General features: G+C 61.2%; 13 protein-coding genes. All 13 read left to right on the top strand.

Going from position 1 to position 15,630, the window contains the following annotated elements; genetic code table 11:
* The first annotated feature begins 14 nt into the window (after nt 1-14).
* Complete coding sequence (gene aspS / locus AB4Z19_RS17980) at nt 15-1,820, top strand: aspartate--tRNA ligase (protein ID WP_442026159.1); 1,806 nt, start codon at nt 15-17, stop codon at nt 1,818-1,820.
* A 73-nt stretch (nt 1,821-1,893) separates the two neighbouring features.
* Complete coding sequence (nudB, locus tag AB4Z19_RS17985) at nt 1,894-2,358, top strand: dihydroneopterin triphosphate diphosphatase (protein WP_442035730.1); 465 nt, start codon at nt 1,894-1,896, stop codon at nt 2,356-2,358.
* A 69-nt stretch (nt 2,359-2,427) separates the two neighbouring features.
* A complete protein-coding gene (locus tag AB4Z19_RS17990; protein WP_442025593.1) occupies nt 2,428-3,708 on the top strand; it encodes an HD-GYP domain-containing protein in 1,281 nt (426 codons plus the stop codon).
* Nucleotides 3,705-5,393, top strand: a complete 1,689-nt coding sequence (locus AB4Z19_RS17995; protein WP_442025594.1) for an ATP-binding protein — start codon at nt 3,705-3,707, stop codon at nt 5,391-5,393. The genes AB4Z19_RS17990 and AB4Z19_RS17995 overlap by 4 nt, the downstream gene beginning before the upstream one ends.
* A gap of 38 nt (nt 5,394-5,431) precedes the next feature.
* Complete coding sequence (locus AB4Z19_RS18000) at nt 5,432-6,244, top strand: endonuclease/exonuclease/phosphatase family protein (RefSeq protein ID WP_442025595.1); 813 nt, start codon at nt 5,432-5,434, stop codon at nt 6,242-6,244.
* A gap of 3 nt (nt 6,245-6,247) precedes the next feature.
* A complete protein-coding gene (gene clsB / locus AB4Z19_RS18005) occupies nt 6,248-7,411 on the top strand; it encodes a cardiolipin synthase ClsB (protein ID WP_442025596.1) in 1,164 nt (387 codons plus the stop codon).
* Nucleotides 7,411-7,785, top strand: coding sequence for an RNA-binding S4 domain-containing protein (locus tag AB4Z19_RS18010; RefSeq protein ID WP_442025600.1), 375 nt, complete (start codon nt 7,411-7,413; stop codon nt 7,783-7,785). Before clsB ends, AB4Z19_RS18010 begins: the two co-directional genes overlap by 1 nt.
* 258 nt (nt 7,786-8,043) lie before the next feature.
* Nucleotides 8,044-8,631, top strand: a complete 588-nt coding sequence (locus AB4Z19_RS18015; RefSeq protein ID WP_442035731.1) for a TetR/AcrR family transcriptional regulator — start codon at nt 8,044-8,046, stop codon at nt 8,629-8,631.
* Nucleotides 8,632-8,683: 52 nt separating this feature from the next.
* The gene (locus AB4Z19_RS18020) at nt 8,684-10,474 is read left to right on the top strand and encodes an acyl-CoA dehydrogenase C-terminal domain-containing protein (RefSeq protein WP_442035732.1); all 1,791 of its coding nucleotides are present in this window, start codon (nt 8,684-8,686) and stop codon (nt 10,472-10,474) included.
* A 128-nt stretch (nt 10,475-10,602) separates the two neighbouring features.
* Nucleotides 10,603-13,017 carry a 3-hydroxyacyl-CoA dehydrogenase/enoyl-CoA hydratase family protein gene (locus AB4Z19_RS18025; RefSeq protein ID WP_442035733.1) on the top strand — a complete coding sequence of 805 codons (2,415 nt, stop codon included), beginning with the start codon at nt 10,603-10,605 and terminating at the stop codon, nt 13,015-13,017.
* Between the two features lie 6 nt (nt 13,018-13,023).
* A complete protein-coding gene (locus AB4Z19_RS18030; protein WP_442027366.1) occupies nt 13,024-13,521 on the top strand; it encodes a YiiD C-terminal domain-containing protein in 498 nt (165 codons plus the stop codon).
* 27 nt (nt 13,522-13,548) lie between these two features.
* Nucleotides 13,549-14,745 carry an acetyl-CoA C-acyltransferase gene (locus tag AB4Z19_RS18035; protein WP_442035734.1) on the top strand — a complete coding sequence of 399 codons (1,197 nt, stop codon included), beginning with the start codon at nt 13,549-13,551 and terminating at the stop codon, nt 14,743-14,745.
* A gap of 87 nt (nt 14,746-14,832) precedes the next feature.
* Entirely contained in the window at nt 14,833-15,600 is a 768-nt protein-coding gene (locus AB4Z19_RS18040; protein WP_442035735.1) for an enoyl-CoA hydratase, read from the top strand.
* Nucleotides 15,601-15,630 lie beyond the last annotated feature (30 nt).

The following is a 15,630-nucleotide window of genomic DNA, read 5'->3' on the forward strand; positions in this document are numbered from 1 at the left end:
AACTGAGAATCAATATGTCCATGCGTACTCAATACTGCGGCCTCACCACTGAAGCACTGTTAGGCCAAACCGTCAGCCTGTGCGGCTGGGTACACCGTCGCCGCGATCACGGCGGCGTGATCTTCATCGACCTGCGCGACCGCGAAGGCCTGGTGCAAGTTGTCTGCAATCCTGAGCAGGCGGACGTGTTCAAGGTCGCCGAATCCGTGCGTAACGAGTACTGCCTGCGCGTGACCGGCGTGGTGAAAGACCGTCTGGCCGGCACCGTCAACAACAACCTGAAGTCGGGCAAGATCGAAGTGGTCGCATCGAAAGTGGAAGTGCTGAACGCTTCCGTGCCGGTGCCGTTCCAGCTGGACGACGACAACCTGTCCGAAACCACCCGCCTGACCCACCGCGTGCTGGACCTGCGCCGTCCGCAGATGCAGAACAACCTGCGCCTGCGCTACAAGGTGTCGATGGAAGTGCGCAAGTACCTGGACAACCTGGGCTTCATCGATATCGAAACCCCGGTGCTGACCAAGTCCACCCCGGAAGGCGCCCGCGACTACCTGGTGCCGTCCCGCGTGAACGCCGGCGAATTCTTCGCTCTGCCGCAATCGCCACAGCTGTTCAAGCAGCTGCTGATGGTGGCCAACTTCGACCGCTACTACCAGATCACCAAGTGCTTCCGTGACGAAGACCTGCGCGCTGACCGCCAGCCTGAGTTCACCCAGATCGACTGCGAGACTTCCTTCCTGACCGAACAGGAAATCCGCGATCTGTTCGAAGACATGATCCGTAAAGTGTTCAAGAACACCATGGACGTGGACCTGCCGAACCCATTCCCTGTGATGGACTTCGCCGAAGCCATGGGCAAATACGGTTCCGACAAGCCGGACATGCGCGTGAAGCTGGAATTCACCGACCTGACCGACGTGATGAAGGACGTGGAGTTCAAGGTGTTCTCCGGCGCCGCCAACATGAAGAACGGCCGCGTGGTCGGTATGCGCGTGCCGAAGGGCGCCGACATGCCGCGTTCGGAAATCGACGCGTACACCCAGTTCGTCGCCATCTACGGCGCCAAGGGCCTGGCTTACATCAAGGTCAACGAGAAGGCCAAGGGCCGTGACGGCCTGCAGTCGCCGATCGTGAAGAACATCCACGACGAAGCCCTGAACAAGATCCTGGAAATGACCGGCGCACAAGACGGCGACCTGATCTTCTTCGGCGCGGACAAGGCCAAGGTTGTGAACGACGCGATCGGCGCGCTGCGCGTGAAGATCGGCCACTCCGAGTTCGGCAAGGCCGCCGGCCTGTTCAACGACGTGTGGGCACCGCTGTGGGTGATCGACTTCCCGATGTTCGAATACGACGAAGAAGAAGACCGCTGGACCGCAACCCACCACCCATTCACTTCGCCAAAAGACGGCCACGAAGACATGCTGGAAACCGATCCGGGTTCCTGCATCGCCAAGGCCTACGACATGGTGCTGAACGGCTGGGAACTGGGCGGCGGCTCGATCCGTATCCACCGCGAAGAAGTGCAGTCGAAGGTGTTCCGTGCGCTGAAGATCAACGCTGAAGAAGCCCGCGAGAAGTTCGGTTTCCTGCTGGACGCACTGCAGTACGGCGCGCCTCCACATGGTGGCCTGGCATTCGGCCTGGATCGTATCGTGACCCTGATGACCAAGTCCGATTCCATCCGCGACGTGATCGCCTTCCCGAAAACCCAGCGTGCACAGTGCCTGCTGACCCACGCACCGTCGCCAGTGGACGAGAAGCAGCTGCGTGAACTGCACATCCGCCTGCGTGCGCCTGAACCGAAGGTCGCCGGCTAAAACCCGCGGCCAAAAGCAGGTGGCAGGCACAATGTGCCTGCCACCAGGTTTCCGTTTTGGGTTCTGAACGCGTATGCGGCCTTACAAAATCCCGGAATCAGTGCTGGTGGTCATCCACACCAGCGACATGCAAGTGCTGCTCATTGAGCGCGCCGACAAAACCGGTTACTGGCAATCAGTAACCGGTTCCAAGGATCTTCCCGACGAGCCTTTGCTCACCACGGCCACCCGCGAACTGTTCGAAGAAACCGGCATCGTTGCCGACGGCAAGAACATTGTTTTACGCGATTGGGGCCTCTCCAATATCTACGAAATCTATCCCGTCTGGCGTCATCGCTACGCACCCGGCATCACGCACAACACGGAGCATGTGTTCAGCGTAGAAGTGCCGCGTGAAGTGCCGATCATGCTCAGCCCCCGCGAGCACGTGGCGCATGTCTGGCTATCGTGGCTGGAAGCTGCGGACAAATGCTTCTCGCCCTCCAATGCGGAAGCGGTCCTGCAATTGCCGCATCAGCTAGCAAAGTACAAGGCATAACGCAGCGTGCGTTCTCAGCGAAACTGTGGATAATAGAAACATCCACGTGTGTTCGCGAGGACGGCCACCATGCCAGACACCCAGGACATTTCACCAGAGCAGCTGCAAGTCGGGCTCTATATCCACCTCGATCTGAAATGGTTCGAGCATCCGTTTGCCTTCAGCCAGTTCAAGATCAAGTCTGAAGACCAGATCCGCACCTTGCGCAGTCTCGGCCTGCAAACGATCCGTTTCGATCCTGCCTTGAGCGACGTAAGTCCCACGCCCGCTGCCGGCCATGCGCCGCCGGCACCCGCCGATGAAGCATCGCGCGCGCCGCCCCCGGATTCACCCGAGCTGTTAGCCAAGCGCGCCATGATGGCGCGCATCCAGGAGCAGCGCGAGAACGCTGCGCGCATCGAGCACGCCTTTGCCGACACGGCCAAGTCGATCCGCAATATCGAGAAGAATCTGTTCTCGCGGCCGGAAGAGAGCGTGAAGCAGGCGACGGAGCTGATCGGCCAGATCACGGACTCGATCCTGGTCGCGCCGGACCTCGCCATTCACGTCATGGGCGACAAGGCCGGTGGCGAAGAAATTTATGTGCACTCGCTGAACGTGACCATGCTGTCCATGATGATTGCGCGCGACATCAAGCTGCCGGTGGAAGTCGCCAATGCGCTGGGCATCGGCGCGCTGTTCCACGACATCGGTACCAAGAACATTCCGGACCGCGTATTGAACAAGCACGAAGCGTGGACGCCCGCAGAGCAGAAGCTGTACGAAACCCATGCCCATGGCGGCGCCGAGATCGGGCAGGGGATGCACTTCCCGAATGCTGCGATTGCGATCTGCCGCGACCATCACGAAATGTTCGATGGCAGCGGCTACACGCGCGGCCTGAAGGGCGAAGCGATCGGCCTGCTGGCGCGCATTGTCGCCATCACCAATTACTACGATGAGCTGTGCAACCCGCTGAATGGCAGCGCCGGCTTGACGCCGCACGAAGCGCTGTCGCTGATGTTCGCCAAGCTGCGCACCAAGTTCGATCCCAAGCTGCTGCAAGTGTTCATCCGCTGCCTGGGCGTTTATCCGCCGGGGACCATCGTGCAACTGGCGAACGGCGCCACCGGCATGGTCGCGACCGTGAATACGGACAAGCCGACCAAGCCGGTGCTGGTGATTTACGAATCCGGCGTGCCGCGCGAAGAAGCCATCATGGTGGACCTGGACCGCGAGCCGGATCTGAACATCGTGCGCTCGATCAAACCGGCGCAGGTGCCGAAAGAGATCTTCCATTACCTGAGTCCCCGCAAGCGTGTCAGCTATTACTTCGACGCCGGCAAGCCGGGGCAGGGGGCTGGCGCGTGATCGCCGAACTGCGGCAGCTGATGCTGGACCACAGTCCGCAGATGATGCTGCTGGTCGATCCGTCCGACTTGCGCATTATCGTCACCAACCGTGCGGTGGGACAGGCGCTGGGTTACAGCAGTGAGCAGCTGCTGTCGATGCAGATCACCGATATCGAAAGCTCGCTGCAGGACGTGTTCTACTGGGAAGACGTGCGCAACGGCCAGTACCAGCTGATCGAGGCGCAGGAAGGCGAATATCACTGTGTGGACTCGACGCCGATCACGGTGATGAAATCGGTGCGGCCCGTGGCGTACGAAGGCCATACCCTGCTGCTGGTGCAGGCGCGCGACGTGCGGCAGGAACGCAAGGTGGAGGACACGCTGGAGCATACGCTGTCCCAGTTGCGCACCACGCTGGAATCGACCGGCAACGGCATCCTGGTCATTGACTGGCACAACAACATCGCCAGCATGAACCGCCTGTTCAGCCAGATGTGGCGCATTCCCGTGGATTTGCTGCAAGCGGGGAATGACGCGGCGATCCTGGCCTTCCTCGCCAGCAGCGTGGAGGAATCGGAGTTGTGCCGCGAACGCCTGCAGCAGGTGGTGGACCGCGCCGAAACGGAAGACACCTTCCGCCTGAACGATGGCCGCGTGTTCGAATGCCGTTCGCGTCCGCAGTATCTGGGCGAGCGCATTATCGGCCGCGTGTTCGGCTACACCGATATCACGGAACGCCAGCATGCCGAGGAAGCGCTGCGCGAATCGCGCGATCAGCTGGAGAGCCGCGTGCTGGAACGCACTCTCGCGCTGCAGATGGCGAATGAAACGCTGGAGAAGGAAAAGGAACGCCAGGCCGAATTGATCCGCAAGCTGGGCGAGGCGCAGAACCAGCTGCTGCAATCGGAGAAAATGGCATCCATCGGCGTGCTGGCGGCCGGCGTGGCGCATGAGATCAACAACCCGGTCGGCTTCGTCAACTCGAACCTGAGCAGCCTGCAGCGCTATGCAGGGGCCTTGCTCAAGCTTCTGGACGGCTATGAAGAAGCGGCGGCGCGGCTGGGGGATGCCGACCAGCAGACTCTGGCCGCGCTGCGCCGCGAAGTCGACGCCGATTATGTGCGCGAAGACCTGGGCTGCCTGCTGTCCGAGTCGATGGATGGCCTGGACCGCATCAAGCGCATCGTGCAGGATATGAAAGACTTCTCGCACGTCGGCGCCGGCGACGTGCTGGTGTCCAGCATCGAGGCGGGCCTGGACAGCACGCTGAACGTGGTCTGGAATGAGCTGAAATATAAAGCCGAAGTGGTCAAGGAATACGGCGGCGTGGCGCCCATCGAATGCATTCCCTCGCAGCTGAACCAGGTCTTCATGAACCTGCTGGTGAACGCGGCCCATGCCATCCGCGAACGGGGCCGCATCACCGTGCGCACGCGGCAGGATGCGCAGAATGTGACGGTGGAAGTGTCCGATACCGGCGGCGGCATTCCGGAAGAAAACCTGGGCCGCATTTTCGAACCCTTCTTCACTACCAAGCCGGTAGGGAAGGGCACGGGCCTGGGCCTGTCGCTGTCCTACGGCATCGTGCAGAAACACGGCGGCCGCATCGAGGTGGACAGCATCATCGACAAAGGGACCACCTTCCGCATTATTTTGCCGCGCCAGTCGGTTAGCGAGGCAACCGTGTCACCGCCGCACAATTGATCAGCGGCAAGCGCGGCAGCGGGGGTACAATCAGGTCCATGAAGCTCCGTGTTGCCACCTATAACATTCACAAGGGCGTGTCGTACCGCAGCCATCCGCGCGTGCATGCGCTCAAGAATGCCATTGGCGCCTTCCATGCGGACCTGGTGTTCCTGCAGGAAGTGCAGGGGCAGCATGACCGTATCGAAGCGATGTATGGCGACGAGCAGCATGGCCACCGCAACTGGCCGAAGAAGGCCCAGCATGAATTCTTTGCGGGCGAGTCGCACCAGTCCGTGTATGGCCTGAACGCGCAATACGATCATGGCCACCACGGCAATGCGCTGCTGAGCAAGTACCCGATCGATAAGTGGAGTAATACCGACATTTCGGATCACGCCTACGAGGCCCGTGGCATTCTGCACTCCATCGTGCAGACGCCGGACACCACCGTGCATTGCTACGTGATCCATCTTGGCCTGTTCGAGCGCAGCCGTGTGCGCCAGGTCGAAGCCCTGATCGAAGCGGTGAGGCATTCCGCACCGAATAACGAGCCGGTGATTATCGCCGGCGATTTCAACGACTGGCGCAACACTCTGAGCGCCAAACTGCGCAAGGCGCTGGGAGTGGTCGAGGTCTTTGACGACGTCGGTGCCGGCTCCAGCCTGGGCGACCTGGTCCGTACCCTGGCGCGGCGTGAGGCAGCCGTCCGTCCAGCCCGTACATTCCCGGCAGCCTTGCCCTTTTTCAGGTTGGACCGCATCTATGTTCGAGGGTTCAAGGTAGAATCCGCGGAAGTCCTGCACGGCTCCATGTGGGCCAGGCTGTCGGACCACGCACCTATCGTGGCGAATCTCAAACTGGTGTCTTAGCCTATGCGCCCTGTCGAGTTTATAGCCGATAACGAAGTCACTCTCCTACACTGCGGTACCGAATTTTTCCCAGCCCTGATCGAAGCCATCGATCAGGCGAAGTATGAGGTCTATTTCGAGACCTATATCTTTGCCGACGATGACACGGGCAAGCAGATCAAGGCTGCGCTGAAACTGGCGGCCAGCCGCGGTGTGCAGGTGCGCGTGCTAACGGACTGGTTCGGCACGGGCCACAAGGCCGCCAACCGCATGCATGAAGAGATGGAAGCGGCGGGCGTCGAACATCGCATTTTCAATCCCTGGTTCACGCGCGGCATTACGCGTACCCATCGCAAGATTTGCGTGGTGGACCGCGAGGTGGCGTTCGTGGGCGGCATCAACGTCAATGACGATATGTATGCGGATATCGGCCCGCGCATCCAGCTGGCGGCGCCGCGCTGGGACTTCGCGGTGTCCGTGCGCGGACCGCTGGTCGCCGTGATCCACAAAGAAGCGCAGGCCCAATGGCAGCGCCTGGGCCATATGGGCCTGAAGCAGCGCTATCAGCTGTTCAAGGAAATGCGCAAGGTGGCCAAGGCCGCCAGTGATATGACCGTACACGCGGGCTTCGTGGTGCGCGACAATCTGCGCAACCGTACCAAGATCCAGAAGGCCTATCTGCACGCGCTGGGCCGCGCGCGCAAATCGGTGCTGATCGCAAACCCGTATTTTGCGCCGGGACGCAAATTCCGCCGCGGCCTGGCGAAAGCGGCGCAGCGCGGCGTCGAGGTGGTGCTGTTGATCGGCGTCGGCGAAATCTGGCTGCAGGATGCCGTTGCCCACTCCTTCTATCCAAAGCTGCTGGCGGCGGGGGTGAAAGTGGTTGAATATCGCAAGACGCAGCTGCACGCCAAGGTGGCGGTGATCGACGATGACTGGGCCACGGTCGGCTCCAGCAACGTGGACGGGCTGAGCCTGTTCCTGAACCAGGAAGCGAACGTGGTCATCAAGGATGCCCGCTTCGCTCAAGCCCTGCGCTGCCAGATCGAGGCGGCGGTGGCCGAGGGCGTGGAAGTTCATGCCCAGGATTTCGAGCACGTCGGACGCTTCAAACGGGTCGGCTACGAAATCGCTTATGTTGCATATAAAACACTAATGAGAATTTTTGCTGTAGGGAAATACGCATGATGGACAATGTACGCATCGACAAATGGCTGTGGGCAGCGCGCTTCTTCAAGACCCGCCAGCTGGCCATCGATGCCATCGACAACGGCCGTGTGAAGGCCGGCGGCGACCGCGTCAAACCGTCGCGCGCGGTCAAACTGGGCGACAAGCTGCATATCGACAATGGTTCGGATGAGTGGGATGTGCTGGTAGTCGGCCTCTCCGACAAGCGCCAGTCCGCGCCGATCGCCCGCACGCTATACGAGGAAAGCGAAGACTCGATCGCCCGCCGCGCCAAAGAAGCCGAGCGCCGCCGCTTCTTCCACGAACCCGGCGCCGACATCAAAGGCCGCCCCACCAAACGCGATCGCCGCACCCTGGAAAAAATAGGGACGTAACACCATTCCGCCGGCGCGGAAATGTGTTGCGTCCCCATTTTTTGCGCCCGGTCACACCTGCGTCATTGCTGCTTCGCAATAATAGAACCTCACCTCTAGAACGGCGTTTGACTTTTAAGTCCTGCTGGATAATAGTACGAACGTTCGCAAATCTTTTTGCACCAAAAGAGCCTGTTGGAGAGAGAATAAGATTTTTCCTACATCTCTGAATGGGTACTTACCGTGAGTGGCATTCTTATTAATACTCCAACTAAATTCATGCGCAAAGGCGAAATGACCCGGGCAGCCATTCTGGACGTGGCCCTGGACCTGGCGAGCCGTGACGGCCTGGAAGGCCTGACCATCGGCGTGCTGGCCGACAAAATGAACATGAGTAAGTCCGGCGTATTTGCCCATTTTGGTTCGCGCGAAGATTTGCAGATTGAAGTGTTGAAGCTGTACCACCGCCGTTTCGAGCAGGAAGTCTTTTACCCGGCCATGAAAGAGGCGCGCGGCCTGCCGCGTCTGCGTGCCATGTTCGCGCACTGGGTGAAGAAAGTCAGCGTCGAAATCGCCTCCGGCTGCATCTATATCAGCGGCGCCGTCGAGTACGACGATCGTCCCGGCCCGATCCGCGAGGAACTGGTCGCGATGGTCTCGGCCTGGCAGGGCGCACTGCTGCGTTGCGTGCGCCAGGCCATCGAGAACGGTGACCTGCGCACGGAAACGGACGCTGGCCAGCTGGTCTACGAGATGTACGGCCTGATCCTGGCGCTGCACCATGAAGCCCGCTTCATGCGCAGCCCGGGCAGCGTGGATAGAGCCACCATCGCCTTCAATCGCTTGATCGAGAATTACCAATCCTAACGCTGCGTTTCAGCAGTCTTCAAATAGTCTAAGCCTTCTTCAGGAGAAAAAAATGGGTCAATACGTCGCGCCAATCCGTGATATGCAGTTCGTGCTGCACGAGCTGCTGAACGTGGAAGAGAAGCTGAAGGAACTGCCGGCGCACGCGGAAACCGATGCCGACATCATCAACCAGGTGCTGGAAGAGGGCGCGAAGTTCACCTCCGAAGTGCTGTTCCCGCTGAACCACTCCGGCGACCGCGAAGGCTGCCACCACGATGCCGCGGCCAAGACCGTGACCACTCCGAAGGGCTTCAAGGAAGCGTACAAGCAGTACGTGGAAGGCGGCTGGGCCGCACTGGCCTGCGATCCTGAATACGGCGGCCAGGGCCTGCCTATCGTTCTGAACAACTCGTTCTACGAGATGCTGAACTCCGCCAACCAGGCATGGACCATGTACCCAGGCCTGTCGCACGGCGCCTACGAGTGCCTGAAGGAACACGGCACCGACGAACAGAAGCGCCTGTACCTGCCTAAGCTGGTTTCCGGCGAGTGGACCGGCACCATGTGCCTGACCGAGCCGCACTGCGGCACCGACCTGGGCATGCTGCGTTCGAAAGCCATCCCTAACGCCGACGGTTCCTGGAACATCACCGGCGCCAAGATCTTCATCTCGGCCGGCGAACACGATATGTCCGAAAACATCCTGCACCTGGTGCTGGCACGCGTGCCGGACGCACCGGAAGGTTCGAAGGGCATCTCCCTGTTCCTGGTTCCTAAGTTCCTGCCGAACGCTGACGGTTCCATCGGCGAGCGCAACCCGATCTTCTGCGGCGCGATCGAAGAGAAGATGGGCATCCACGGCAACTCCACCTGCCAGATGAACCTGGACGGCGCCAAGGGCTGGATCATCGGCCAGCCGAACAAGGGCCTGAACGCGATGTTCGTGTTCATGAACGCCGCCCGCCTGGGCGTGGGCGTGCAGTCCCTGGGCCTGACCGAAGTGGCGTACCAGAACGCGCTGGTGTACGCGAAAGACCGCCTGCAAATGCGCTCCCTGTCCGGCGTGAAGAACCCGGACGGTCCTGCCGACCCGATCATCGTGCACCCGGACGTGCGCCGCATGCTGCTGACCGGTAAAGCCTACGCTGAAGGCGCACGTGCCTTCGCATCCTACGTGGCACTGCAGATCGACCGCGAACTGAACCACCCTGACGAAGACGTGCGCAAGGAAGCCGGCGACGAAGTGGCGCTGCTGACCCCGATCATCAAGGCCTTCATCACCGACAATGCATGGACCGCAACCTCCGACGCGATGCAGGTGTACGGTGGCCACGGCTACATCAGCGAGTGGGGCATGGAGCAGTACGTGCGTGACGCTCGTATCAACCTGATTTATGAAGGCACCAACACCGTGCAGTCGCTGGACCTGCTGGGCCGTAAGATCCTGATGGACAACGGCGCCAAGCTGCGCAAGTTCGGCGAGAAAATCCGCGCGTTCGTGGAAGAAAACGGTACCGACGAAGCGATGTCCGAATTCATTACCCCGCTGGGTGACCTGGGCGAGAAAGTCGGCAAGCTGACCATGGAAATCGGCATGAAGGCGTTCCAGAACCAGGATGAAGTGGGCGCTGCCGCCGTGCCTTACCTGCGCGTCGTTGGCCACCTGGTGTACTCCTACTTCTTCGCGCAGATGGCCAAGATCGCGCTGGAAAAGGAAAGCACCGGCGACAAGTTCTACACCTCCAAGCTGGCAACCGCGCGCTTCTACTTCGGCCGCCTGCAGCCTGAAACCGCAACCCTGATCCGCCAGGCACGTTCCGGCGCCGCCAACCTGATGGCCCTGGACGCCGACCTGTTCTAATTGTCTGAAAGCGCCGTTGGCCCTTTTAGAACCCAAGGCAAAGAGCAGGTGGCTGCCACATCGTGGCAGCCACCAGGTTTCCGCCTCTGGTTTAACAAGAAGCCGCCGGCACACCACAAAGGAAAAACATGAGCAACTTCAACGTGAAAAAAGTAGCCGTGCTGGGCGCGGGCGTGATGGGTGCGCAGATCGCGGCCCACTGCGTCAACGCCAAAGTGCCGGTCGTGCTGTTCGACCTGCCGGGTAAGCCGGAGCATGTCTCCGGTGGCACGCCAAAGAACGGCATTGTCCTGCGCGCCATCGAGAATCTGAAAAAGCTGTCCCCGGCGCCGTTCGGCGACAAGGCCGACGCTGAACTGGTCCAGGTCGCCAACTACGAAGACAACCTGGACCTGCTGGCCGGCTGCGACATCATCATCGAAGCCATCGCCGAGCGCATGGACTGGAAGCATGACCTGTACAAGAAGGTCGCTCCGCACATCGGCCAGAACGCCATCTTCGCCTCCAACACTTCCGGCCTCTCGATCGAGAAGCTGGCTGAAGGTTTCGACGCGGACCTGAAGGCGCGCTTCTGCGGCGTGCACTTCTTCAACCCACCGCGCTACATGCACCTGGTGGAACTGATCCCGACCGCTGCCACCAAGCCTGAGATCCTGGACCAGCTGGAAACCTTCCTGACTTCGACCCTGGGCAAGGGCGTGGTGCGCGCAAAAGATACGCCTAACTTCATCGCCAACCGCGTGGGCATCTTCGGCATGCTGGCCACCATTCACGAAGCCGAGAAGTTCGGCCTGTCCGTGGACGTGGTCGACGACCTGACCGGCGCAAAACTGGGCCGCGCCAAGTCCGGCACCTTCCGCACCGCGGACGTGGTCGGCCTGGACACCATGGGCCACGTGATCAAGACCATGCAGGACAACCTGGCTGACGATCCATTCTTCGGCGTCTACAAGACCCCGGCCGTGCTGGCCAAGCTGATCGAGCAGGGCGCCCTGGGCCAGAAGACTGGTGGCGGCTTCTACAAGAAAGTCGGCAAGGACATCAAACGCCTGGACTTCGCATCCGGCGAATACGTTGAAGGCGGCGCGAAAGCAGCCGACATCGTGGCCCGCATCCTGAAGGAAAAGGACCCGGTCAAGAAATTCAAGGCGTTGCGCGAGTCGACCAACCCGCAAGGCCAGTTCCTGTGGGCGATCTTCCGCGACGCATTCCACTACATCGCCTACCACCTGGAATCCATCGCCGACAACGCGCGTGACGTGGACTTCGCCATGCGCTGGGGCTTCGGCTGGTCCGTCGGCCCGTTCGAAACCTGGCAAGCCGCCGGCTGGAACCAGATCGCCGAGTGGGTGAAGCAGGATATCGAAGAAGGCAAGGCACTGTGCAACGCACCGCTGCCAGCCTGGGTGTTCGAAGGCGCCGTGGCCGAGAAGGGTGTGCATACCCCTGAGGGTTCTTACTCCGCCAAGTCCAAATCCTTCGTACCGCGTTCGACCCTGGACGTGTACAAGCGCCAGGAATTCCGCGCACCGGTATTCGGCAGCGGCGCAGCCGATCCGAAGACCGCCGGCACCACCGTATTCGAAGACGACTCCGTGCGCCTGTGGCACACCGGCGACGACGTGCTGATCGTCTCGCTGAAGACCAAGATGCACGTGATCGGCGACGGCGTGATCAAGGGCCTGCAGCGTGGCCTGGCCGAAGCCGAGAAGAGCTTCAAGGGCCTGGTGATCTGGAGCGCAGACGCAGCCGATGGCGGCGCCTTCTCGGCCGGTGCGGACCTGCAATCGGCACTGCCGGCCTTCATGGCAGGCGGCGCGAAAGCGGTTGATCCGATCATCCGCGAACTGCAGGACACCTTCATGAAGATGAAGTATTCCAACGTGCCTGTGGTGGCTGCAGTGGCTGGCCTGGCGCTGGGGGGCGGCTGCGAAATGGCGCTGCACGCATCCAAGCGCGTGGCATCGATCGAGTCCTACATCGGCCTGGTAGAAGTGGGCGTGGGCCTGATCCCTGCGGGCGGTGGCCTGAAGGAAGCGGCCGTGCGTGCACAGCGTGAAGCCAAGGGCAACGACATCCTGCAATTCCTGAAGACCGGCTTCACCAACGCGGCAACCGCGAACGTATCCAAGTCGGCGCTGGAAGCGAAGGCCATGGGCTACCTGAAAGAAGACGACGTGATCGTGTTCAACCCGTACGAACTGCTGCACGTGGCCAAAGTGACCGCGCGCTCCATGTTCGACGCGGGCTACCGCGCACCGATCCAGCGTCCTGTGACCGTGACCGGCCGTTATGGCTGGGGCACCATCCGCGGCCAGCTGGTCAATATGCGTGACGGCGGCTTCATCTCCGCCCACGACTACAAGCTGGGCGACATGATCGCCGAGATCGTGTCCGGTGGCGACATCGACCAGGGCAGCGTGGTGAGCGAACAGTGGCTGCTGGATATGGAACGCAAGGCCTTCCTGGAATTGCTGAACAATCCGAAGTCGCAGGAGCGCATCATGGGCATGCTGCAGACCGGTAAGCCGGTACGCAACTAAGAGGCTATGTCCATCCTGTCGCTGGCTTTCAAAGTCCTTTTGCGAGTGAAACCGAGCATGGTCTACGAACAGATCAAAAAGCATATGAGCGAGTCGCTGCCTTTCACGCGGCTGCTGGGAATCCGCATCGACAGCATCGGTGCCGGGACGTCGGAAGTGTCGATGCCGGATGACGGCAAGCTGCACAACCACCTCGGCACGCCGCACGCAGGCGCCCTGTTCACGCTGGCCGAAACCGCGTCCGGCGCAGCCATGGCCGGCGGTTTCGCGGACCTGATCATGGATATGCGTCCGGTGGCAAAAGAGTCGCGCATCCAGTACCAGAAAGTGGCCAAGGGCGCGACGCGCGCCTCCGGCCGCGTGCCTGGCGATATCGGCGCGCTCAAGGCTCAGCTGAAGGATGAAGGGAAAGTAGCGTTCCCGGTCAATGTCGACATCTTCGACGAACACGGCACGCTGGCAGCACAAGTACAGGTGGACTGGTACCTCTCCGCCAAACGCTAATCGAACACACAATATCGGAAGCTTAAAATGAGCAAACAACTTCAAGACGCATACATCGTCGCCGCCACCCGCACTCCAATCGGCAAGGCGCCGCGAGGCATGTTCCGCAGCACCCGTCCGGACGACCTGCTGGTGCACGCCATCCGTGGCGCCATGGCCGCCGTGCCTAACCTGGACCCGGCCCTGATTGTCGACGCCATCGTCGGCTGCTCCTTCCCGGAGGCTGAGCAAGGTTTCAACGTGGCGCGTAACGCCGTGGTACTGGCAGGCCTGCCGAACACCGTGGGCGGCGTGACCGTGAACCGTTACTGCGCATCGGGCATCACAGCCCTGGCCATGGCTGCTGACCGCATCCGCGTTGGCGAAGCCGACGTGATGATCGCCGGCGGCGTGGAATCCATGTCCATGGTGCCGATGATGGGCCATCACCCATCCATCAACATGGAAACCTTCAAGGACGAAAACGTGGGCCTGGCCTACGGCATGGGCCTGACCGCTGAAAAAGTGGCGAACCAGTGGAAAGTATCGCGCGAAGACCAGGACGCCTTCGGCCTGGAATCGCACCGCAAGGCCATCGCCGCACAGCAGGCAGGCCTGTTCAAGGACGAGATCACCCCGGTTGAAATCGTGACCCGCACGCCGGACCTTCGCACTGGCGAAATCAAGATCGGCAAGAAAACCGTGGACCTGGACGAAGGCCCGCGCGCCGACGCTTCCGCTGAAGGCATGGCCAAGCTGAAGCCAGTCTTCGCTGCCAAGGGTTCCGTGACCGCTGCAACGTCTTCCCAGATGTCCGACGGCGCCGGCGCGCTGATCGTGGTGTCCGAGAAGATCCTGAAAGAACACAATCTGACCCCGCTGGCCAAGTTCTCCTCATTCGCCGTGCGCGGCGTGCCGCCTGAGATCATGGGCATCGGTCCTAAAGTGGCGATCCCTGCGGCCTGCGCCGCAGCCGGCATCACCCAGGACCAGCTGGACTGGATTGAACTGAACGAAGCGTTTGCCGCCCAGGCACTGGCCGTGATCCGCGACCTGAACCTGGACACCAGCAAAGTGAACCCGATGGGCGGTGCAATCGCCCTCGGCCACCCGCTGGGCGCGACCGGTGCCATCCGCGCCGCGACCGTCGTGCACGCGCTCCGCCGCAACAGCCTGAAATACGGCATGGTCACCATGTGCGTAGGCGCCGGCATGGGCGCAGCAGGCATCATCGAGCGCGTATAATTCGCGCAAACTCGCGCCGCAGGCACAACCCGCGGTGCATCGTAGGGCGGGTCATTGACCCGCCTTTTTTTCATGTGGAGACAACAAATGGAAATCCAGACCAGCAAGGCCGGCGGCATCCTGACCGTGGCGTTCAATCGCCCCGAGCGCAAGAACGCCATCACGTCCGCCATGTACCAGACCATGGCCGACGCCATCAACGGCGTCGACAGCGACGCCGAAGTGCGCGCCATCCTGATTCATGGCACCCCCGAGATTTTCACGGCCGGTAACGACCTGGATGATTTCCTGAAAACGACGCCGGATGCGCCGATCAGCGAGCGTCCCGTATTCCGCTTCATGCAGGCTCTGTTCAACTGCAACAAGCCTGTGGTGGCCGCAGTGAACGGCGCCGCTATCGGCATCGGCACCACCATGCTGATGCACTGCGACCTGGTGTACGCCGCCGACAGCGCCAAGTTCTCGGTACCGTTCTCGCAGCTTGGCCTGTGCCCTGAATTCGGCTCCAGCATGCTCCTGCCGCGCAACGCCGGTCACTCCCGCGCTGCCGAAAAGCTGATGCTGGGTGAACCATGGGGCGCGCAGGAAGCCTACGACATGGGCCTCATCTCCAAGGTGCTGCCACCTGCCGAAGTGCTGGCGTATGCACAGGCGCAAGCCGCCAAGCTGGTCGCGCTGCCGGCGACTTCCATCCGCGCCACCAAGCGCCTGATGAAATCCGGCCGCGAAGCCCTGCAAGCCCACATCGACGTCGAAAGCAAAATGTTTGGTGATATGCTGATGGCGCCGGAAGCGAAGGAAGCCTTCACCGCCTTCTTCGAAAAACGCAAACCCGACTTCACCAAATTCGCCTGATCCGCGCCGCACGCGGCACCGACCATTGGA

The sequence above is a fragment of the Pseudoduganella sp. RAF19 genome, assembly GCF_052114165.1.
Taxonomy (GTDB): domain Bacteria; phylum Pseudomonadota; class Gammaproteobacteria; order Burkholderiales; family Burkholderiaceae_D; genus Rugamonas.